The sequence below is a fragment of the Sphingomonas sp. MMS24-J45 genome, from assembly GCF_044881195.1.
In the GTDB taxonomy this organism is placed as follows: Bacteria; Pseudomonadota; Alphaproteobacteria; order Sphingomonadales; family Sphingomonadaceae; genus Sphingomonas.
This window is the reverse complement of sequence record NZ_CP173255.1, coordinates 2149309-2170204: the sequence shown is the minus strand read 5'-3', so window position 1 is coordinate 2170204 and position 20896 is coordinate 2149309. Positions and strand designations below refer to the sequence as shown.

The following is a 20896-nucleotide window of genomic DNA, read 5'->3' as shown; positions in this document are numbered from 1 at the left end:
GAGCCTGTCGAAGAGCACCGTTCAACAGGCTGGAGCCGCCGCACGTGGAGAGGTAGGCTTCGACAGGCTCAGTCCGAACGGAAAATTCTAATAAGGACTTGTGCGCGAGATACTCAGCACGTGCCCCTTAACCGTCCCCAACCCGCTCGATATCCGCACCCACCGCGCTCAATTTCTCTTCCAGCCGCTCATAACCACGATCGAGATGGTAGACGCGCGACACCTGCGTCTCGCCGTCCGCCACCAGCCCGGCGATGATCAGGCTCATCGAGGCGCGCAGGTCGGTCGCCATCACCGGAGCGCCGGTCATCCGCTCGACCCCGCGCACCACGGCGGTGCGGCCATGCACCTCGATATTCGCGCCCATCCGCGCGAGTTCGGGCACGTGCATGTAGCGATTCTCGAAGATCGTCTCGGTCAGCACGCTCGCGCCTTGCGCCATGCACAGCATAGCCATGAATTGCGCCTGCATATCGGTCGCGAAGCCCGGATAAGGCGCGGTCGAGAGCGTCAGCGGCTGGAGCGGGCCGGAGGCGCTGACCAGCAGATCTTCGCCCTTTTCCTCGACCGTCACGCCGGCTGCGCGCAGCGCGTCGATCGTCGCATACATGTCCGACGCCTTGACCCCGACCAGCTCGACCGATCCGCCGGTGATCGCCGCCGCACAGGCATAGCTGCCCGCCTCGATCCGGTCCGGCATCACGCGATAGGTCGCGCCGTGCAGCCGGTCGACGCCTTCGATTTCCAGCGTTTCGGTGCCGATGCCCGAAATCTTCGCACCCATCGCGACCAACAGATTGCACAGGTCGACGATCTCGGGCTCGCGCGCGGCATTTTCGATCCGACTGCCGCCCTTGGCCAGCACGGCGGCCATCACGACATTTTCGGTGGCACCGACCGACACGATCGGGAAGGTATATTTGCCACCCGACAAACGCCCGCCCGGAGCCGTCGCCTTGACGTACCCCGCCGCCATTTCGAGGCTTGCGCCGATTGCCTCCAGCGCCTTCAGATGCAAATCGATCGGGCGGTTGCCGATCGCACAGCCACCGGGCAGCGACACCGTCGCCTCGCCCGCCCGCCCGATCAGCGGCCCCAGCACCAGGATCGACGCGCGCATTTTCCGAACGATGTCATAGGGTGCTTCGGTCGCGGTCAGCTTGCCCGCGCGGATCGTCATCACGCGCCCGAAATCCTCTGGCCGCGCGCCCTCGATCCGGGTCGAGCAGCCGAGCTGGTTGAGCAAATGCCCGAAGCTGTCGACATCCGCCAGGCGCGGCAGGTTGCGCAGCGTCACCGGTTCCTCGGTCAACAGCGCGCACGGCATCAGCGTGAGCGCCGCGTTCTTCGCCCCGGAAATGGGCAAGCGCCCCGACAGGCGGTTGCCGCCGCGAATGAGTATACGATCCATGCACCTCGTTTATCGCCTCGCCACATCCGCGCAAGCACGATAGATTGGTCCGGTCCGGCCTCATCGCTGTCGGAGCGCGGTTGATCGACTTTAATGCGGAGTCGTTGCGGCCCTGCTTTGTGTGAAACCTTCAAGGGGGAAGTTTCGCGCGTGTCAGGAAGTTGTTTCGCCGATCGACTGGGCGACATGGTCGTGCTGACCCCGAACGAACGCCAGGCACTGGAGCGGCTGGAGGAGCGCAAACGCGCGATGCCGCGCGGTGCCACGTTACAGCGTGAAAATGATCGCGCCGGGGAGATGTATATTCTCCGTTCCGGCATGATGATGTCGTCGGTGCTGCTGGTCGATGGCAGCCGCCAGATCCTGCGCTTTCACTTCGCCGGAGACATGATCGCGGTGTCGAGCCTGGCATATCGCGAGGCGACCGAAACCATCTCGGCGCTCACCGATTGCGTCGTCTGCCCGCTGGAACGGTCCGCATTTGCGGCATTGATCGCCGAACATCCCCGGCTGGCGGCCTTGATCATGGTGTGCAACCAGATCGAACGCGCCGCGCTGACCGATCGCCTTGCCGTGCTCGGCCGCACCTCGGCCAAGGCGCGCGTCGCGGCGATCCTGATCGATCTGCGCAACCGGATGCGCGTGCTCGATCCCGGCATCGGCCGCAGCTTCGTGCTCGGCCTGACGCAGGAGGAAATCGGCGATGCCACCGGGCTGACCGCGGTGCATGTCAACCGGATGCTGCGGCAATTGGAGGATGAGGGAATGATCGCGCGAGAGGCGGGCCGTGTGACCTTCACCGACGAACGCGCACTGGAGCAGGCGGCGAACTTCGTCGATCGCTATGCCGGGTTGGATCTGGGGTGGTTGCCGCCCGGACGGTGACTTGGTGCCGCCCGCCACGTCGGGCGGGGCACAGGTCGCTCAGGCTTTTTCCAACATGCATTGCAGCGGATGCTGATTCTGCCGCGCGAAATCGAGCACCTGGCTCACCTTGGTTTCGGCGACTTCATAGCTGAACACGCCGCACACGCCGACGCCCTTTTGATGGACGTGCAGCATCACCCGAGTCGCTGCCTCCATATCCATGCGGAAGAAGCGCTGGAGCACGAGCACGACGAACTCCATCGGGGTGTAATCGTCGTTGAGCAGCAGGACGCGGTACGGCGTCGGCTGTTTGGTTTTCGCGCGCGTCCGGGTCGCGACGCCGAGGCCGGTGCCCTCATCGTCACTGGTCCCATCGTCGCGGCGTTCGGCCATCGAGATTGTGCTGCTGTCGATCATGTGTGCACAAAATATGGCATTGCGGGGGCTGAGGGCAAGAGGGGTGATGCACTCTGCTCCATGAAAAGGGGCCATACGAAAAGGGCAGCCCCTCGCGGGACCGCCCTCTTGCAAATCAACGCTGGCGCGATGCGCTTATGCGGCGATCTTCAGCTTCTCGGCCGCAACCGCAACGCGGTTCGAAATCGGCTGGGCGATGTCGCCGAGCAGCTTCAGATAGTTCTCGGTGAACTTGGCGGTTTCGGCCATCATCGAGTCCATTGCCGACTTGGCATGTTCGCTCTGCAGCGCGAACAATTCGGTCGGCGACTTGACGCCAGCGAACTGCTTGGCAGTCGCGGTGGCCTTCTCGACCGAGGTCTTGACGTAGTCGGTCGTGTACTTGGCGATTTCCTCGGCGCCCTTCGCGGCGATCTTCGACAATTCGACCAGCGCCTCGACATTGCCCTTCGAGAATTCGTTCATGTCCTCGAACATTTTCGAACCCTTTTCCATCGCGGTCTTGGCGCGCTCGTTGACATCGCCGAACAGCGTGGTGGCCTGGGCCTGAACCTTCTCGGCGGCGGACTTGATGGTGTTTTCCATGGTTGTGACTTCCTTCTTGAGGGTGGCCACCGCTGGTGCGGGGGCCGGAGTTTTCGCTTCGGTCGTAACGTTCGGGGTCGTAACCTTGGGCACAACGGGCACCGGCTTCGGCGCGGCAACCGTGGCGGCAGACTTAGCCTCAACCGGTTCGACCACCGGCGCAGTCGCCTCGACCGGCGAAGTCGGGGCGGCGACCGTCACGGGCTTCGCCGCAGCCTTAACAACCGGCTTTGCGGCCGGGGTCGTGGCGTCGGACTTGGGACCTTTGCTGGCCATGATCTGCCTGCTCCTGCGTTATTGCTGCACTGCAATATAGAGGAGAAGCGCAGATTTGCAAGTAGAAATGGTGCACCGCAACATAACATTACAGATGCAACCATCTCGTTGATCCCACACACTATCTTGCGCGGACATAGTCCCCGGGAGCGTCCGAGACCGCCTTGAGCGCGCCCTCGCCCGGACACCGCGCGCCTGCTGCATCCACCGTCGCCGCGTCCTGCGTGCGCAGCCAGTCGATCCAGTCTGGCCACCAGCTGCCCTTGGTCTCCCTGGCACCTGCTACGAAATCCTCGAGCGTTTCGACCGCGTCCGGATTCAGCCAATATTGGTATTTTTGCGCCGCGGGCGGATTGACCACCCCGGCGATGTGACCGGACCCCGCGAGCACGAAGCGCTTGTCGCCCGCGAACAGCCGCGTCAACGCCCAGACGCTTTCGGCCGGAGCGATATGATCCTCACGCCCCGCCTGGATGTAGCTCGGCGTGGTGATCCGGCCGAGATCGATCGGCGTACCCAGCGCCGAAAGCGCCCCCGGCTTGCTCAGCAGATTATCGCGGTACAATTCGGTCAGATAGCGCCGATGCCAAGTGGCAGGCAGATTGGTCGTGTCGCCGTTCCAGTGCAGCAGGTCGAACGGCGCATAATCCTTGCCCAGCAGATAATTGTTGGTGACGTAATTCCAGATCAGGTCGCGCCCGCGCAGCTGGTTGAACACCGCCGCCATATAGCGCCCGTCGAGGAACCCCTCCTTCGTCACCGAATTGATCAGCGCGAGTTGCTCGTCGGACACGAAATGCAGCAACTCGCCCGCTTTCTCGAAATCGACCTGCGCGGTGAAGAAGGTCGCGCTCCTGACCTTGTCCGCCTCCCCGCGCGCCGCCAGGATCGCGAGCGTCGCGGCCAGCGTCGTCCCCGCCACGCAATATCCGATCGTGTGGACCGCCGGCACGTCGAGCAGCCCGCGCACCGTATCGATCGCCTCGATCTGCGCGGCGATATAATCGTCCCACAGCACGTCCTTCATGCTGGCATCGGCCGACCGCCACGAGACCATGAAGACGGTGATCCCCTGCGCCACCGCCCAGCGGATGAAGCTTTTCTCGGGTGTCAGATCGAGGATGTAGAAGCGGTTGATCCACGGCGGGAAGATCACCAGCGGCACCGCCAGCACGCTTTCAGTCGTCGGGCTGTACTGGATCAGCTCGTACAGATCGGTGCGCAGCACCACCTTGCCCGGCGTCGTGGCGAGATTGCGCCCGACTTCGAACGCCTCGGCGGCGGTATGCGTCAACTGCCCCTTGCCGAGATCGGCGAGCATGTTCTGCAGGCCCTTGAGCAGATTCTCGCCACCTGTTTCGATCGTCTTGTCGATCACCTCGGGATTGGTCGCCGGGAAATTTGACGGGCTGATCGCGTCGAGAAACCCGCGCGCGGCAAAACGCATCTGCTCGCGCTGCTTGTCGTCCACGCCCTGCACCGCCTCGACCTGCGCGAGCATCTGTTCGGACAGCAGAAAATAGCTTTGGCGGATCCAGTCGAAGATCGGATTTTCCCGCCAGCGCGGATCCTTGAAGCGCTTGTCGCGCGCCTGCTCGGGGGTTTCGGTGGGCGGCGGCGCCTCGCCAGGGACGAGCATCCGCTGCCATAGGGTGAGGCTGTCGCTCCAAAAATCCCGCGTGCGGGCGATCGTGTCGGGATCGCTCACGCCTGGGATCGGCGGCACGACGCTGCCCGCCAGGTCCAGCCCCTGCTCCAGCACCATTTGCTGCGCGCGCCCCAGCACCCACGTCCAATGCTGCAAATCCGCCAGACTGGGCGTCGCGAAGTCGGTTGTATCCGGCTTATCTGCCATCGCGCGGTCCTCTCGCTTCGTCCTGTCCCTGCCGGTCATTCCCACGCAAGCGCGAATGCCCTAAGGTGCCGCCTCTCTCTAACCGGAATCCTCGAAATGTCCGATGAATTCTATCGCATCAAACGCTTGCCGCCGTACATCATCGCCGAGGTGAATGCGATGCGCGCGGCGGCGCGGGCGACAGGTGAGGACATTATCGATCTCGGCATGGGCAATCCCGATCTGCCGCCCCCGCCGCATGTGATCGAGAAACTGATCGAGGTCACGCGCAAGCCCGATGCGCATGGCTATTCGCAGTCCAAGGGCATTCCCGGCCTGCGCAAGGCCCAGGCGAGCTATTACGGCCGCCGCTTCGGCGTCGAGCTCGATCCCGAGTGCGAAGTCGTCGTCACGATGGGATCGAAGGAGGGCCTCGCCAGCCTCGCCACCGCGATTACCGCGCCCGGCGACGTGGTGCTCGCGCCCAATCCGAGCTACCCGATCCACACCTTCGGCTTCATCATTGCAGGCGCGACGATCCGCGCGGTGCCGACCACGCCCGACGACAAATATTTCGAAGCGCTCGAGCGGGCGATGGCCTTCACCGTGCCGCGACCTTCGGTGCTGGTGGTGAACTATCCCTCCAACCCGACGGCGGAGGCGGTCGATCTCGCCTTCTACGAACGGCTCGTCGCCTGGGCGCGCGCGAACAAGGTCTGGATCATCTCCGACCTTGCTTATTCCGAGCTCTATTACGACGGCAATCCGACGCCTTCGATCCTGCAGGTGCCGGGCGCCAAGGACGTGGCGATCGAATTCACCTCGCTCAGCAAGACCTATTCGATGGCGGGCTGGCGGATCGGCTTCGCGGTGGGCAACAAGACGCTGATCGCGGCGATGACGCGGGTGAAGTCGTATCTTGATTACGGCGCCTTCACCCCGATCCAGGCCGCCGCCTGCGCCGCACTCAACGGCCCGCAGGACATCGTCGAGACCAACCGCCAGCTCTACCACAAGCGCCGCGACGTGCTGGTCGAGAGCTTCGGCCGCGCCGGATGGGACATTCCCTCCCCCAAAGCGAGCATGTTCGCCTGGGCCCCACTGCCGCCCGCGCTGGCGCATTTAGGCAGCCTTGAGTTCTCCAAACAATTACTGACGCACGCTCAGGTCGCCGTTGCGCCAGGAGTGGGTTACGGCGAGAACGGAGAAGGCTTTGTGCGCATCGCGATGGTCGAAAACGAACAGCGGCTGCGCCAGGCGGCGCGCAACGTGAAGAAATATCTCCAATCGATGGGCGTCAACATTCCCAGCACGAAGGCCGGTTGACCCGCCTTGATGCTGGGTAACCCACAATGCTGATCAACCCGCTCTATTCGCTGGCTGGCGTCCTCGTCGGCCTGATGGTCGGGTTGACCGGGGTCGGCGGCGGATCGCTGATGACGCCGCTGCTGGTGCTCGCCTTCGGCTTCCACCCGGCGACCGCGGTCGGCACAGACCTGCTCTATGCCTCGGCGACCAAGACCGTCGGCACCACCGTGCATGGCTGGCGCGGGACGGTCGATTGGCGCGTGGTCGGCTGGCTCGCGCTGGGCAGCGTGCCGGCCGCGCTGCTCACGCTGGCCGCGCTGCACTATGCGGGCGAACAATCCGCCAATACCGGGCGCGCGATCTCGCTCGCGCTCGGCGTTACGCTGATCCTCTCGGGGCTTGCCACGCTGTTCCGCGCGCGGATCGTCGGCAGTCTGAAGCGCGCGTTCGGCAAGATCGGGCGCACGCGGGCGCGCGAATTGACCGTCCTGCTCGGCATCGCGCTCGGCGTGCTGGTGTCGCTGACCTCGGTCGGCGCGGGCGCGCTGGGGATGACGGCGCTGCTGATCCTCTACCCGGATCTGCCACTCAACCGCTTGGTGGGATCGGACATCGCGCACGCCGTGCCGCTGACCCTGCTCGGCGGGATCGGGCATTGGCTGCTGGGGTCGGTCGACGGCGCGCTGCTGGTGTCGCTGCTGGTCGGATCGGTGCCGGGCATCGTGGTTGGCAGCGTGATCGCAAGCCGTGTATCGGATCGCGTGCTGGGCCCGATCCTGGCGGTGGTGCTGGCACTGGTCGGCGTGAAATTATTGGGTTTCTTTTGATGGCGCGTCCCGGTTTCGCTTTTTCCTGCCAGTTCAAAGTCCGCTATGCCGAAATCGACGGGCAAAAGGTCGTCTTCAACTCGCGCTATCTCGAATATGCCGATGTCGCGGTCACCGAATTCTGGGACTGGACCGGCATCGCCGCGGCGCTGGGCGGCGCGTGGGAGCGCACCGAATTCCACGTCCGCCACACCGAGATCGACTATCTCAAGCCCTTCGTGCTGGGTGACACGGTCGAGGCGTTCGTCCGGATCGGCCGGATCGGCAATTCGAGCCTGACGCAAAGCTTCGAGCTGTGCCACGCGGAAACCGGCGAGGTGCATACGAAGATCGAGATGGTCATCGTCAACGTGCATCTGCCGACGGGGAAGGCGCTGCCGATTGCGCCTGAGGTAAGGGCGTTTCTGGAGGCTTTGCCGGGGGGCTAGGGGGTTAAGCCCATAGGGAGCGGCCGTTTATGCGCGGGCTCATCAGCTAAAAATGGTGGCTTGCCGATCGTCCAAGGCTGATGATTGCGCGGTCACATCGGGCTAATTTTAGCGACGTTCTATCGCGAAAGGGCCTCGCCAAGCCATCTCGCCATGTCATCGAGAGGCTTCTGTGCGACCGGCAACAACTTGTCATTTTGCGTAGACGTGGCTGATCCGAGCGAATGACCCAGGCCCGCATACGTTATCAGTTTGACGCGCGAATGTACGTCCGGTCGGCGAGCAAAGTGCTGTGCCGCGCTGGGATCGATCATCGAATCGTTCAATCCCTGAAGCATCAACACCTGTGCCGTCGTTGCGGAGAACGCTTCCTCAACGCCCTTGAGCGCGCGTGCCGTGGACGACATTCCGAGACCGCTATTGGGTCCGTCGGCATACCAGGACGCGATGATAGGATCGGCTTCTTCAAAACTGATCCGGCCGTCGGCATTACGGTCAAGGAGCGGGTTTACACGCTCGCCTGGCCGAAAACCCCTAAACATTCGAACAAAGATATGGGCGAGATCACCGCCAGGGCCAGCGTCGGCGCGCGCAATGGCGTCAGCATCAAGGCCTCCGGAATCGGCAAAGCGCGCGAGATAAGGTTTTCCGATCCGCAGATACTGCGCTTGTGCGACGTGAGCTGGGGTATCGACGACCGGTGCCATCAACACCAGCGCGCGAACAGACGGGTCTGACGCCGAAACTGCCATTGCCACCGTCGTCCCCTCACTCCAGCCGACGAGGCCAAGCGGAAGTTTTTGCAGGTTCGCTCTTGCTTTGACGAACGCGACAGCGGCGCGGCCGTCGGCTGCAAAATCGACACCATTCAGCGTGTCAAATTTTGCGCGATCGACTGTAGTCGGCCCGGTTACGTAGCGCTTATTGTAGCGAAACGAAGCGATTCCCGCGCATGCCAAGCGGTTTGCGACCTGAAGCATCGGGCGGGAAACGACCGTTCCATTAACGCCTTCTATCGCTCCGTCCATGTCGGCGACGTCAGAACCCGGAAATAGCACCACTATTCCGCGTTGCGCTACTCCTTGCGGCGGCATTACGAGTTCCGCGGCGCTCGAAAAATCAGGGAGCGACAATTTTGCCGCTTCGCGGACCGGTGCGCACGTTTCGGCAAAGGCCGGGCCAGAAGTGGCAGCTACAATCGCAAATGCGGCAAAACGACAAAACCCTCTCACTGACCACTCCCCGGAATTTCTCGGTTCAAAGTAAGCTAATTCACATCCGCTTTGTCAGGCGTTCGATCCTTCGGCAACGTCCGCTCGCGGGGCGGTTTCTGTCTGTCCGCTTTCCCGGCCACTAGCGGACGGTCGGCATCCCCTAAAGTCGAGGGGTGAAAAATCGCGGTCACCGCGTTACGCAATCACTTCGTAAACCCAACCTCCAAATCAAACCGGATCCGCACCCAAGCCCCGATGATCGGCTTCCCCCCACGCGTGGAGGCCGCACGCGGAACTGCCAGGCCGCCAGCCGCAGCGCGCGGGCCAGGCCACCGCCCGGCGGGGATTCCTCGATCGAGCGGCAATTCTCGACGCGCATATCGGGCGCGGTCTTGCACGCGATCAGCGCCCAGCCCGTGCCCTTGCTATATTCCTTGAGGTACGGGGCCAGCTCCGCGTCGCGCGGTTCGCGATACCATTCGGCATTGTACAGCGCGCCGCCGCCCGGCCCCTGCCCCGGGCCGTACGCCGCGACGCTGTCGCGCCCGCTGTCCTGGCCTGCGCCCTCCCCTTGCGCGGACTGCATCTTGCCGATGTCGGAGGCGGCATAGTCCTCCGGGCTCAACTGGATCAGCTTGGTCGGCGGGGCCTTGAGCGGCGATGGCGGCGGCGCGATCGGCGGGGGTGGTGCGGCGGAGGCGGTCTTGACCTGCTTCTGCTTGCTCGCGACCTTGGCCTTCTGCGCTTCCTTGGCGATCGGCGGGCCGATCGGACGGACATCGAAGGTCGTCAGCTTCGGCTGCTTCTCGACCTTCTTGAAGATGCCGCTGCCCAGCGTCGTCAGCAGCAGCAGGATCAGGCCTTCGATGACCAGCGCAAACAGGATGCCGCGCCACCGCGACCGGTCCGATGCGGAACTATAGGACTCGGCGCTCATTACGCGTGTGACTAGGACGCGCCGTGCCGCACCGCAACAGCGCGCGCGTGAAGCGTTCGTGACCTTTTGTTCACGTTACCCCGCGTCGGCCGACGCCGTCGTCCATCCCAAAGCGGGCACGGTGACCGAGCGCTTCCCCGCCAGATCGATCCGCGTGACGAGCAACCCCTTGCCCTCGATATATCCCAGCACGCGCCGCGCACGGCCAAGCGACGAGGTGCCATAGGTGCGCGCAAGGTCCTCGTCGGTCGGGCACGGCGCGCCTTCGCGCGCGGCGCGGGCGACGAGCAGGAAGCAGCCGAGCATCTCGTCGGGCAACTCGTCCGCCACTGCGATCACCTCGGCCCATTCGTCGTCGAGGCCGTCGAAAATCCCGGCACGCGCCGCCGCCAGCCGCCGCGAGAACGCCGAAGGATCGAGCGGCGCTGGGCTCACCCCCACCATGCGGCAGCGTACCTGAAAATCCTGGTACAGCATCGAGGCGGGGCGCGATGCTGCATCGGGATCGGCGACGATCGCGTGGAGCACGTCGCCGATGATCTGCGCCAGTTGCGCGGCGTCGTAACGTGGCTCGGCGGGGGCGCGTTCGGGTGCCGCCACCAGTTCGATCCGGTCGAGCACCTGTTCCGCGCGGGGTGGGCGCGGCGGCGGTGGCGGGGGCCGCACCGGCTCCTCCATTTCTGCGAACAGGAATTGCCGCATTTCGCCCGCCGGCTGCTGCGGCAAGGGGGTGAGCGCGGGGCCGCCGCCGCGCGAGCCCGTCTCGACCGGGCCGATGCGGATCGCCACCGGCCGCCGCGATACGGCCGGCCCGAGCGCGAGGAAGGTGCCGCGCGCGAGGTCGCGGATTTGCTCCGCCTGCCGCCGCTCCATGCCCAACAGATCGGCCGCGCGCGCCATGTCGATGTCAAGGAAGGTGCGGCCCATCAGGAAATTGGACGCCTCGGCGGCGACGTTCTTGGCGAGCTTGGCAAGGCGCTGCGTCGCGATGATCCCGGCCAGCCCGCGTTTCCGCCCGCGGCACATCAGGTTGGTCATCGCGCCCAAAGACGCGCGCCGCACCTCCTCGGTCACCTCTGCCCCCTGCGACGGGGCGAAGACCTGTGCCTCGTCCACCACGACCAGCGCGGGGAACCAATGTTCGCGCGGGGCATCGAACAAGGCGGACAGGAACGCCGCAGCACAGCGCATCTGCCCCTCCATCTCCAGCCCTTCCAGATCGAGTACGACCGAGGTGCGGTGCTCCCGGATTCGCGCACCGAACTTGGTAATCTCGGGGATCGAATAATCTGCCGCCGCAATTGCGATGTGGCCGTACGCGTCGCCCAGCGTCACGAAATCGCCCTCGGGATCGATGATGATCTGCTGCACTTGATTCGCGCTGCGTTCCAGCAAGCGGCGCAACAGATGCGACTTTCCCGAACCGGAATTGCCCTGGACGAGCAGCCGCGTCGCCAGCAATTCCTCCAGATCGATCGGCACGGACTGACCCGCGCCGTCGAGACCCATGTCCACCTGAAACGTCATCGCGCCCGCATGGACGATCGCGGGCGTCGGGGGCAAGCGTTAAGGCTGATCGCCCCGCCACCCGCCGCCGAGCGCCTGGAACAGCGCGACCCGCGCGGTGAGGGCATCGGTGCGCAATTGCACGCGCGACAGATCGACCGAAAGCAGCGCGCGCTGCGCATCGAGTTGTTCGAGATAGGGGCTATAGCCCGCGCGGTAGCGGTTGGTCGCGTGGCGCAGCGTTTCCGCGACCGCCGTGCGCTGTGCTGCGAGCACGCGGGTCTGCTCACCCAGCCGGTCGATCGCGACCAGCGCGTCGTCGGTCTCGCGAAATGCCTGCAACGCCACCCGCTGATACCCGAACGCCGCCTGATCGCGCCGCGCGGTGGCCGCATCGACATTTGCGCGAAGTCTTCCACCCTGAAAGATTGGCGCAAGCACGCTGGTTCCCACCGACCAGATCGTGATCGGATTGGCGAGCAGCGTCGAGAGCGCCGCCCCGCCCGTCCCGGTCAGGCGCAGCGTGGGCAGGAACTGCGCGCGCGCCGCGGCAATCGTCACGTCGGAGGCGGCAAGCGTGCGCTCGGCCTGCGCAATGTCGGGCCGCCGCCGCAGCAGTTCCGACGGCAGGCCGATCGGCACCGCGGGCGTGGTCAGCGTGTCGAGCGTCTTCCCGCGCACGATCGACCCCGGCGTGCGCCCGGCGAGCACGCTTAGCGCGTTCTCCTGTCGCGCGATCGCCAGTTGCACTTGTGGCAGGATCGCCACCGTCGCCTGATACTCTGCCTCCGCCTGACGCAATTCGAGTTGAGAGGTATAGCCGACCCGCGCGCGCGACCGCGCGATGCGCAGGGCCTCGGCGCGCGAGGTGATCGTATCGCGCACCACCTGCAACCGCGCGTCCAGCCCAAGCAGCGTCAGATAGCCCGACGTGACCGCGGAAGCCACGCTCAGCCGAGCCGTGTCGCGCGCCGCATCGAGCGCGCTGGTGGCGAACCCGGCGGCGGTGATCTGCTTGTCGATCCGCCCGAACAGATCGACTTCATAGGACGCCTGAAACACCGGCTGCGCGCCCGCGCTGGTCACCGGCGTGCCGAACGCGCTGACGCTGCGGCCATAGGTCGCGCCTGCGCCGAGATCGAGCGTCGGGAAAAGCTGCGCGCGGGCCAGCGTTTCCTGCGCCCGCGCCTCCCGCACTCGCGCGGCGGCAGTGGCGATGTCGGGGTTTCCGGCGAGCGCACTGGCGACGAGATCGTCGAGCGCCGGGTCGCCGAAATCGCGCCACCACTGTGCCTTCAGCGGCACGGTGCCGGTAATCGGCGTGCGCCATCCGGCCGGCGGCGCGACGCTCGCGGCTTCGGGCCGCGGCGTCTGGCCCGGTACGCATCCGGCAAGCACCAGCGCAATCGCGCCAGCCGCTGCGATCTGCCGCGCCCTCATCGCCGCGACGCCGTGTCGACCCGCGCTTCGACCGACATGCCGGGGCTCAGACGCTGATAGTTTGGATCCTTCGGATCGAGCGCGATGCGCACGGTGATGCGCTGCGCGACCTTGACGAAATTGCCCGTCGCATTGTCTGGGCGGATCACCGAGAATTCGCTACCCGCGGCGGGCGACAGCCGCTCGACCGTACCGCGCAGTTCCGCCCCGCCCAGCGCATCGACGCGCACCGTAGCGCGTTGCCCCGGCCGGATAAGCGCCGTTTGCGCTTCCTTGAAATTGGCCGAGACCCAGACCTTGGGCGGCACCAGCGTCGTCAACTGCGTGCCGGCGGTGACATATTGCCCCAGCCGCACCGCCACCTCGCCCAGCCGCCCGTCCTGCGGAGCGCGGATCACAGTGTTAGCGAGATCGATCTGCGCCAGCCGCACCGCCGCATCGCCGCCCGACACCGCCGCCTTCAACCCGCCACGCCCGACCTGCACTGTGCGGACCTGTTCGGCAGCGACGCTGCGCTGCGCCTGCGCCTGCAGCACGCCGGCCTCAGCCTGACGCAGCGCGGCAAGCGTCTGGTCGCGTTCGCGCAAAGAAACCGAGCCTTCCTTCACCAGATCATCGACGCGGCGCATGTCGGCCTGGGCCCGCTGCAACTGCGCGCGCGCGTTGAGTACGGCGGCATTTTGCCCGCCCAGCGTCGCCTCGCTGGAGCGCTGGCTCTGCTCGGCATTGGCCAGCGTGGCGATCTGCCCCGCGCGCGCCGCCATCGCCTGGTCGACGCGCTGGCGATAGATGCGGTCGTCGATCCGCGCGATCACTTGCCCTGCCCGCACGGTATCGAAATCCTGCACCAGCACCTGCGCGACATAGCCGTTCACTTGCGGCGCGATGATCGTCGTTTGGCCGCGCACATAGGCGTTATCCGTCGATTCGATCGCGGAGGTGAAGGGCGGCAAACGCCATGCGTAAAGAATCAGCAGCACGCCGATCACGGCCAGCGCGATGAACCCGAACGTCGCACCACGCCCGCCGCGCGGCGGTGCCCAGCCGCGGCGCGCGGGCTCGGCTTCGGCCATCGGCGCCGCGGTTGCGGCACCGGGTCCGCTCTGCGTCTCGACCGGATCGTCGAGTCGCCGCGTCGCCTCCTCAGCTTCGGTATCGTGCGACACAGGCCGCCCATCTTCGGTCATGCTGCTTGCCTTTGTGCGATCATTTTCTGGAGTGCCGCCTGATCCTCGGCGAGGGGATTGATGCCGCGATATTTGAGCCAGCCCCACCGCGCCGTCAGCCAGACTAAAACGAAAAGCGCGAGCGCGGCGATCAAGAGGAACACGTCGTTGAAGGCGAGGATGTTCGCCTCGCGCGCGACTTGCTGGCCGAGCAGATTGATCCCCTGCGTCTGGCGCTGGACCGGATCGCCAAGCGCGCGGGCATAAGCCCCGCCAAGCTGCTGCACCCGCGTCGCGACCAGCGGGTCGCTCAGCACCAGCGATTGCGACAGCGCGTTGGAATGGAATTTCTCGCGCAGGATCTGGAAACTGCCGAGGAACGCCGCGCCACCAAGCCCGCCCAAAGTCTGCGAAATCGAAAAGACCGCGGAGAAGCTGACGATATGGCTCGGCCCCTTCGACAAGGCGCGGACTAGCCCGATCATCAGCGTTGGCCCCAGGAAATAGATTGCGGCAAAGGCGATCAGCGCCTGGCTGAAATAGAGATTGGCCGGACGGGTAAGATTGTTGGCATGCGCATCGATCAGCGCGCCGACCACGATCAACGCGGTCGCGAACATCACCGGGCGGATCAGGTCGAGCGGGTTGAGCAGCGCGATGCTGAGTGCCAGCCCCGCGACCGAGGCGAGCGTTAGCAGCGCATAATAGCCGACCAGTTGATCGTTCGACATGCCGACCACCGTGAACAGGCCGAGCACGCCGAAACTCTGCTCAGAAAGCAGGATTCGCATTGCCGCCGCGACCAGGGCAAAGCGCAGCACGTCGCGGCTGCCGATCCAGCGCGTATTGAGCAGGGGGTTGGCGCGATTGCGCTCGACGAGCAGGGCGGCGGTGACAAGGACCGTCGCGCCGGCCAGCGCCCAGCCGATCCACGGCGCGCTCCACCAGATGATCCGCCCCTCCACCAGCACCGCGCAGAGCAAGGCCATGCCCGGCGCGAAAAGCGCGAAGGTGAGAAAATCCAGCGGTTCGAACGCATCGGTGCGCTCGCTCGGCGGCAGGCGTAGCAACGCGACGCTGCCGAGGCAGGCGAGCGTCAGCCCAAGCTCGAAAATAAACAGATTTTCGATCTCTCCCTGTCCCAACAGAAACGGCGAGACCACGCGCGCGAGCGGGGTGGCGATCTGACCAAAACCAACGCCGAGCACGAACCCGCCGAGGCGCTTGGCGGGGGGCATCGCCTGCATGATGTAGAACAGCGCCAGCGTCGAAAGGCCGCTCGCTACGATCCCGCTCGCTGCGCGCAGGACGAGTTCGAAAGCATAGCTATGGACGAACAATTGCGCGAGATTGAGCGCCAGGAACCCCGCAAGTGTGGCGCGAGTAAAACGTTGGATCCCGAATTGCTGGCGAAACTTGATCAGCAAAAGGCTCATGCAGACGTTGGTCATCGAATAGGCCGCGGTCAGCCAACCGCCCTCGGCCGGCGTCAATCCAAGCGCGCCCTGAATCTGCGGCAAATTGGCGAGCAGCAGGCCGTTGAGAAACCCGCCAGCGATGGCGAGCAGCACGCCGATCGCGAAATACCCGACCCGTCGCCGCATTGGATGCGCCGGAGTCGCAGGCGATCCCGGCATGAACGGACGCTCATGCGGTAGAAATTCGTGCGGAGGCGCAGAAGCGGAAATGCGGGACACCCTTTTCTTATCGGTAGCGTAACAATGTCCGTGGCCCGCATTTGTTGCAACGCAGTGCAGTGATTTCGCGATAGGCCATTTTCGCGGCAGCCACCTCCGGAAATGGCTTTCCAGTTTATCTTTAGACCTTCAGATTCGTTTGTGCCGCGGTGGGCGGCGTTAGACGACTTCTCTTAAGCGACTGATCTCAAATCGTTTTACGACCACGCGCTGACCGATAAAACGAATAGAAATAACCTTTTTGGTTTTTCGGATTGTCACTCATTTGCGTCTCCGGCTCCTTCGCCTCTCAGATACAGAACCAACATAATTTGCGACGCTTTCTCTCACACCGCTCCTGTGAATCAGCATGTCGCCTGGGTGGGCAAGTGCCCACCCCTCTTGAATACCGTCGTAAAGCCAGATATACCGACGGGTAACACGAGATTCCATGCGCAAAAGCGTGGTCAGTTGAGGGGATTGATGATGGTGAACCGCTTGAGCCTGGTGCGATATGCGTCTGTGGCCATGCTGATGGTGCCAAGCCTGGCCTACGCACAGAGCGGCCCCGCCACCTCGCCCCCCGCCGCCTCACAAACCGCCGATACCGCACAGAATAGCGATCCGGATTCACTGAAGGACATCGTCGTCACTGCGACGCGCGAGAACACCTCGCTCAGCCGCGTCGCGGCCGCCGTCACCGCGCTGTCCACCGCCGACATCGGCCCGGGCGGCGTCTCCAACATCTCGGACATTCAGGTCGTCGTCCCCAACGTGTCGATCGGCGACCAGTTCGGCGTCAACCGCACCTTCATTCGCGGTGTCGGCCTCAACAATTTCGATGTCGGCGGCGAAGGCGCGGTCGCCTTCCTGCAGAATGGCGCGATCCTGCCGCGCCCGGCCCAGCAATTGAGCGGCTTCTTCGATCTCGAGCAGATCGAAGTCCTGCGCGGCCCGCAATCGATCCTCTACGGCCGTGGCGCAACCGCTGGCGCGATCAACCTCGTCACCGCGCGCCCGAAGGAAGAACTCGGTGGGTTCTTCCGCGCGACCTATGGCAATTATGACGCGAAGATCCTCGAAGGCGCGATCGGCGGCAGCCTGACGGGGGACGACAAATTGCTGGTCCGCGTGGCCGGCAAATATGAAAAGCGCGGCGGTTACGGCACGAACCTGTTCACTGGCGGTGCGGTCGACGATCGCGACGCCTATTCCTTGCGCGGCACGATCATCGGCAAGATCAGCCCGTCGGTTAAGGCGACGATCGTCCTCGATCATTTCAACGAAGACGACCACAATTACGCGTTCCACTATTTCGGGCCCTCGGTGGTCCCGGAGAACCAGCTCCCGCACGTTCTGCTCGGCGGGCAGACGGTGATCGGCTATTATCAGGCGCGCGGCCAGACGCCGAACCTGCGCAACATCTATTCCGACCAGGAGGCGATCAACCGGCGCAAGGGCTATGGCGCGACCGGAACCCTCGATTTCGACCTCGGCGCGGCGACGGTCAAGACGATCACCGCTTACCGCAGCTTCGACCGTTTCCAGCGCGACGATCTCAATTCCTCGCAGGTCAATCTGGCGGGCCAGAACAATTACGTCGAGAAGAGCCGCTCGATCAGCCAGGAAGTGACCGTCAATTACCAGAGCGGTGCCTTCTCGCTGCTCGGCGGCGCGATGTATCTGCACGAGAATCTCACCGGCCAGGTGCTGGTGCCGACCACCAATCTCGGCGTGCTGTTCGGCCTGCCCGCGAACACGTTCGACAATGGAGCGTACGAGCAGAACGGCACCGTCAAGATCGACGCGGTCGGCGTGTACCTGCAGGGTAGCTACGAGTTCAGCCCGGCGGTGAAGCTGACGCTCGGCGCGCGCTACAATTACGAACATCGCAGCGGCAACGGCTATTTCCGCTTCGACGCGATCGGCCTCAACATTCCTACCAATGTTGCGAAGGGCTGGTCTTCGGTCACGCCCAAGGCGCTGGTCGAATACCATCCGAGCTCGACCTCGATGCTCTATGCGAGCGTCACGAAGGGCTTCAAATCGGGCGTGATCAACGTCGGCAGCACCGATCCGGCGATCGATCCGGAGACCGTGTGGAGCTATGAAGCGGGCTTCAAGCAGCGCTTCTGGAACAACCGCGTTCGGCTAAGCGGCGCGATTTTCTACTACGATTACAAGAACCTGCAGGTCAGCTTCGTCAACGCGAACAGCATCGTGCAGACGATCAACGCGGCGACCGCACGCAACTATGGCGGCGAGTTGGAGCTGGAGGCGCGCGTCGGCGGTGGCCTGTCGGTCAATGCCAACGCATCTTACCTCAACGCCAAGTTCACGAAATTCTGCAACGCCTATTACGGCGCGGCCTTCCCGGCGCGGCCGGGTATTTCCTATCCCGCGTGCCCGGGCCAGCCCGGCCTGGTGGACCTGAGCGGCAACCGCCTTCCCAACGCGCCACGCTTCTCGCTCGGCGGCGGGTTCAATTGGGACGTGCCGGTCGGCACGGGCAAGGTGACGCTGAACGGCGACGGGAAATGGCAGTCCAAGGTCTATTTCAGCGAATTCAACAATCGCGATGCCGAGCAGGGTGCCTATTTCATGGCCAACATGGGCCTGACCTATCACGCCGCGCGTGATCGCTGGTCGTTGGGGGCGTGGGTGAAGAACATCGGCGATCAATTCGTCATCGCCAACAACATCATTGCGGCGGCGACCTATCAATATCCGCGCGTCGGATCGGTGCTGCCCCCGCGCACTTATGGTGCGACGCTGAGCTTCAACTTCTGACCGCTAGGAGAGACCGGTGAACCGCTTTCAGATCGGCAAGATTGCGGTTCACCGGATCGAAGAATGGAGCGGCACCTTCAGCCCGCCGAGCGAGCTGTTCCAAGGCTTTCAGAGGCACGATTGGGAGCGGCGCGAGGACGAATTTGTCCCCGACTATTTCGATCCCGCCTCCGGCAAGCTGGTCGCGTGCCTGCAAAGCTGGGTACTCGACACTGGGACCGAACGCATTCTGTTCGACACCGGCGCGGGCAATGACAAGGATCGCCCCGATCTGCCGATCTTCGCGCATCTGCAGACCGATTTCCTCGACCGGCTGGCGGCCGCGGGTTTCCAGCCCGAAGACATCGACACGGTCGTGTGCTCGCACATCCATGTCGATCATGTCGGGTGGAATACGCGGCTGATCGACGGCGTGTGGCAGCCGACCTTCCGCAACGCGCGCTATGTCCTGCCGGTGCGGGATCGCGACTATTGGGACCCTGAGGTCGATACCGTCGGGCCGGGCTATGTCGGCACGCTCGTAAACGGCGGAATGTATGAGGATAGTGTGCGTCCCATTCTTGATGCAGGGCGCGCCGTATGGGCCGATGATGGCTTCGAAGTTGCGGATGGACTCGTACTGCAGTCACGGCCGGGACACACGCCGGGCAGCACGGCGATGCATGTCACGTCGGGCGGAGTCGAGGCGATGTTCGTCGGCGACGTGTTGCACCACCCCGCGCAAATCTACGCGCCCGAATGGAACAGCGCGTTCTGCGAGGATCAGGACCAGGCGCGCGAGACGCGGCGTCAAGTGCTCGGCGAAGCGGCTGACCGCGAGGCATTGCTGATCCCGGCGCATTTCGGCGGCAACCATGTCGCACGGGTGTTGCGTGACGGCACCGGCTTCCGCCCAATTCTCTCGCCAGCTCTATAGCCCCGCCGCGTCGATCCCCCAGGCACGCAGCCGCTCCGCCCCGCCCTCGCCTGCGCGAACGGGTGCGGCGGGAAGCGGCGATGGCGTGCGATCGAAGCGCGGGGCTGGCGCGGGCTGCAGCGCGCCCGCCACCGTCACATGCACATCGCGCGCGACATTGGCGGGATGCTGCGTCGCTTCCTCCGGGCTCAATACCGGGCTGAGGCACGCATCGAAATCGGCGAAATGCGCGATCCACGCGTCGCGGTCGCGCTTGGCGAAGATCGCCTCCAGCTGCGCGTTCCGCTCTGGCCAGGAAGCGGGGTCAAGGTGATCGCCAAAATCAGTCGGATCAAGCCCAACCCCGCAGATCAGCGCGGCATGGAATTGCGGCTCCAGCGCGCCGACCGCGACGAATTTACCGTCGGCGGTGCGATAGCAGCGATAGAAATAAGCGCTGCCATCGAGCAGATTGCCGCCGCGTCCCGGCCGCCAGCGCCCCATCGCAGTCCAGGCGAAGATCTGCGTCGCGAGCAAGGACGCGCCATCGACCATTGCCGCATCGACCACCTGCCCGCGCCCGCTGACCGACCGTTCGACCAATGCGGCGAGCACGCCCACCACCAGCAACATGCCCCCGCCGCCGAAATTGGCGACATAGTTGAGCGGCGGCACCGGTGGCCCGTCGAACGGCCCAATCAGGCTGAGCCCGCCGGTCATCGACAGATAATTGATGTCGTGCCCGGCCTTGTCCGTCATCGGCCCCGACTGGCCCCAGCCGGTCATGCGCGCATAGATCAGCCGCGAATTGGCGGCGAGCAGCGGCTCAGGGCCGAGACCGAGGCGCTCCATCACGCCAGGGCGGAAGCCTTCGATCAAAATGTCGGCACGGGTGGCCGCCGCGATCGCCAGCGCCTTGCCTTCGGGCGATTTCAGATCGGCGGTAACAGAGGGGCGACCGCGATTGAGGAAATCGTCTCGCGCGTCACCGCCGCCAAAGGGCTCCGCGCCGTGCCGGTCGATCCGCAGCACGTCGGCGCCCATGTCTGCGAGCATCATGGCGCCGAAGGGCGTTGGTCCCAATCCGGCGAATTCGACGACGCGGATACCCGCCAGCGGACCGCTCATAGCGTCAGCACGCCGGTGTCGGTCCCATGCGCACACAACTCGCCAAGCTTCGGCGCGGGCAGATTACAGGAGCGCAATCGCTGATCCATCAAACGTCAATCTGGGTTCCCGCATCCCTGCCCCGGGCTTATACCGTAGCTTCTGTGGCCAAGGGCTACCTACCGGTAGCGCTCGGGTCAAGCCGACCGGAA

Annotated in this window: 17 protein-coding genes; 6 read left to right on the top strand and 11 right to left on the bottom strand. The window is 64.6% G+C overall.

All coding sequences use genetic code 11. The features are described from left to right. Positions 1-127 precede the first annotated feature (127 nt). Positions 128-1411 (bottom strand): UDP-N-acetylglucosamine 1-carboxyvinyltransferase, encoded by a 1284-nt coding sequence (gene murA, locus AB5I39_RS10685; protein ID WP_404366351.1) that lies wholly within the window; start codon positions 1409-1411, stop codon positions 128-130. 186 nt (positions 1412-1597) lie between these two features. Here murA and AB5I39_RS10680 point away from each other — a divergent pair, with 186 nt between their 5' ends. After that, positions 1598-2296 (top strand): Crp/Fnr family transcriptional regulator, encoded by a 699-nt coding sequence (locus AB5I39_RS10680; RefSeq protein ID WP_404366348.1) that lies wholly within the window; start codon positions 1598-1600, stop codon positions 2294-2296. Positions 2297-2335: 39 nt separating this feature from the next. On the opposite strand, the gene clpS is transcribed toward AB5I39_RS10680, so the two are convergent. From clpS to AB5I39_RS10665, 3 genes are all read right to left on the bottom strand, one after another. Then, a complete protein-coding gene (gene clpS / locus AB5I39_RS10675; RefSeq protein ID WP_404374113.1) occupies positions 2336-2671 on the bottom strand; it encodes an ATP-dependent Clp protease adapter ClpS in 336 nt (111 codons plus the stop codon). A 159-nt stretch (positions 2672-2830) separates the two neighbouring features. Then, complete coding sequence (locus AB5I39_RS10670; protein ID WP_404366345.1) at positions 2831-3556, bottom strand: phasin family protein; 726 nt, start codon at positions 3554-3556, stop codon at positions 2831-2833. 121 nt (positions 3557-3677) lie between these two features. Continuing rightward, positions 3678-5411 carry a PHA/PHB synthase family protein gene (locus AB5I39_RS10665; RefSeq protein ID WP_404366342.1) on the bottom strand — a complete coding sequence of 578 codons (1734 nt, stop codon included), beginning with the start codon at positions 5409-5411 and terminating at the stop codon, positions 3678-3680. 96 nt (positions 5412-5507) lie between these two features. Between AB5I39_RS10665 and AB5I39_RS10660 the strand changes: the two genes are divergently transcribed. The 3 genes from AB5I39_RS10660 to AB5I39_RS10650 are packed head-to-tail and all read left to right on the top strand — an operon-like array spanning position 5508 to position 7953. After that, positions 5508-6716, top strand: coding sequence for an LL-diaminopimelate aminotransferase (locus AB5I39_RS10660; protein ID WP_404366339.1), 1209 nt, complete (start codon positions 5508-5510; stop codon positions 6714-6716). A gap of 26 nt (positions 6717-6742) precedes the next feature. Continuing rightward, positions 6743-7525 carry a sulfite exporter TauE/SafE family protein gene (locus AB5I39_RS10655; RefSeq protein ID WP_404366336.1) on the top strand — a complete coding sequence of 261 codons (783 nt, stop codon included), beginning with the start codon at positions 6743-6745 and terminating at the stop codon, positions 7523-7525. Then, complete coding sequence (locus AB5I39_RS10650) at positions 7525-7953, top strand: acyl-CoA thioesterase (RefSeq protein ID WP_404366333.1); 429 nt, start codon at positions 7525-7527, stop codon at positions 7951-7953. The genes AB5I39_RS10655 and AB5I39_RS10650 overlap by 1 nt, the downstream gene beginning before the upstream one ends. Positions 7954-8072: 119 nt before the next feature. Here the strand turns inward: AB5I39_RS10650 and AB5I39_RS10645 are convergent, their stop codons facing one another. From AB5I39_RS10645 to AB5I39_RS10620, 6 genes are all read right to left on the bottom strand, one after another. After that, positions 8073-9086 carry a serine aminopeptidase domain-containing protein gene (locus AB5I39_RS10645; protein ID WP_404366330.1) on the bottom strand — a complete coding sequence of 338 codons (1014 nt, stop codon included), beginning with the start codon at positions 9084-9086 and terminating at the stop codon, positions 8073-8075. A gap of 268 nt (positions 9087-9354) precedes the next feature. After that, positions 9355-10104, bottom strand: coding sequence for a hypothetical protein (locus tag AB5I39_RS10640; RefSeq protein WP_404366327.1), 750 nt, complete (start codon positions 10102-10104; stop codon positions 9355-9357). A 75-nt stretch (positions 10105-10179) separates the two neighbouring features. After that, positions 10180-11631, bottom strand: a complete 1452-nt coding sequence (locus tag AB5I39_RS10635) for a helicase HerA domain-containing protein (protein ID WP_404366325.1) — start codon at positions 11629-11631, stop codon at positions 10180-10182. 39 nt (positions 11632-11670) lie between these two features. Continuing rightward, on the bottom strand, positions 11671-13050 hold the full coding sequence (locus AB5I39_RS10630) for an efflux transporter outer membrane subunit (RefSeq protein ID WP_404366323.1): 1380 nt from the start codon (positions 13048-13050) through the stop codon (positions 11671-11673). After that, positions 13047-14237: an HlyD family secretion protein gene (locus AB5I39_RS10625; RefSeq protein ID WP_404366320.1), complete on the bottom strand. Its 1191-nt coding sequence runs from the start codon at positions 14235-14237 to the stop codon at positions 13047-13049. The genes AB5I39_RS10630 and AB5I39_RS10625 overlap by 4 nt, the downstream gene beginning before the upstream one ends. Further along, positions 14234-15820 carry an MFS transporter gene (locus AB5I39_RS10620; protein ID WP_404366317.1) on the bottom strand — a complete coding sequence of 529 codons (1587 nt, stop codon included), beginning with the start codon at positions 15818-15820 and terminating at the stop codon, positions 14234-14236. Before AB5I39_RS10620 ends, AB5I39_RS10625 begins: the two co-directional genes overlap by 4 nt. A gap of 606 nt (positions 15821-16426) precedes the next feature. Between AB5I39_RS10620 and AB5I39_RS10615 the strand changes: the two genes are divergently transcribed. Continuing rightward, the gene (locus tag AB5I39_RS10615) at positions 16427-18682 is read left to right on the top strand and encodes a TonB-dependent receptor (protein WP_404366314.1); all 2256 of its coding nucleotides are present in this window, start codon (positions 16427-16429) and stop codon (positions 18680-18682) included. A 16-nt stretch (positions 18683-18698) separates the two neighbouring features. Next, positions 18699-19598: an MBL fold metallo-hydrolase gene (locus tag AB5I39_RS10610; RefSeq protein WP_404366311.1), complete on the top strand. Its 900-nt coding sequence runs from the start codon at positions 18699-18701 to the stop codon at positions 19596-19598. Here AB5I39_RS10610 and AB5I39_RS10605 read toward each other — a convergent pair. Further along, positions 19593-20705 (bottom strand): CaiB/BaiF CoA transferase family protein, encoded by a 1113-nt coding sequence (locus AB5I39_RS10605; protein ID WP_404366308.1) that lies wholly within the window; start codon positions 20703-20705, stop codon positions 19593-19595. The two genes, AB5I39_RS10610 and AB5I39_RS10605, sit on opposite strands and share 6 nt — an antisense overlap. Positions 20706-20896: the final 191 nt, after the last annotated feature.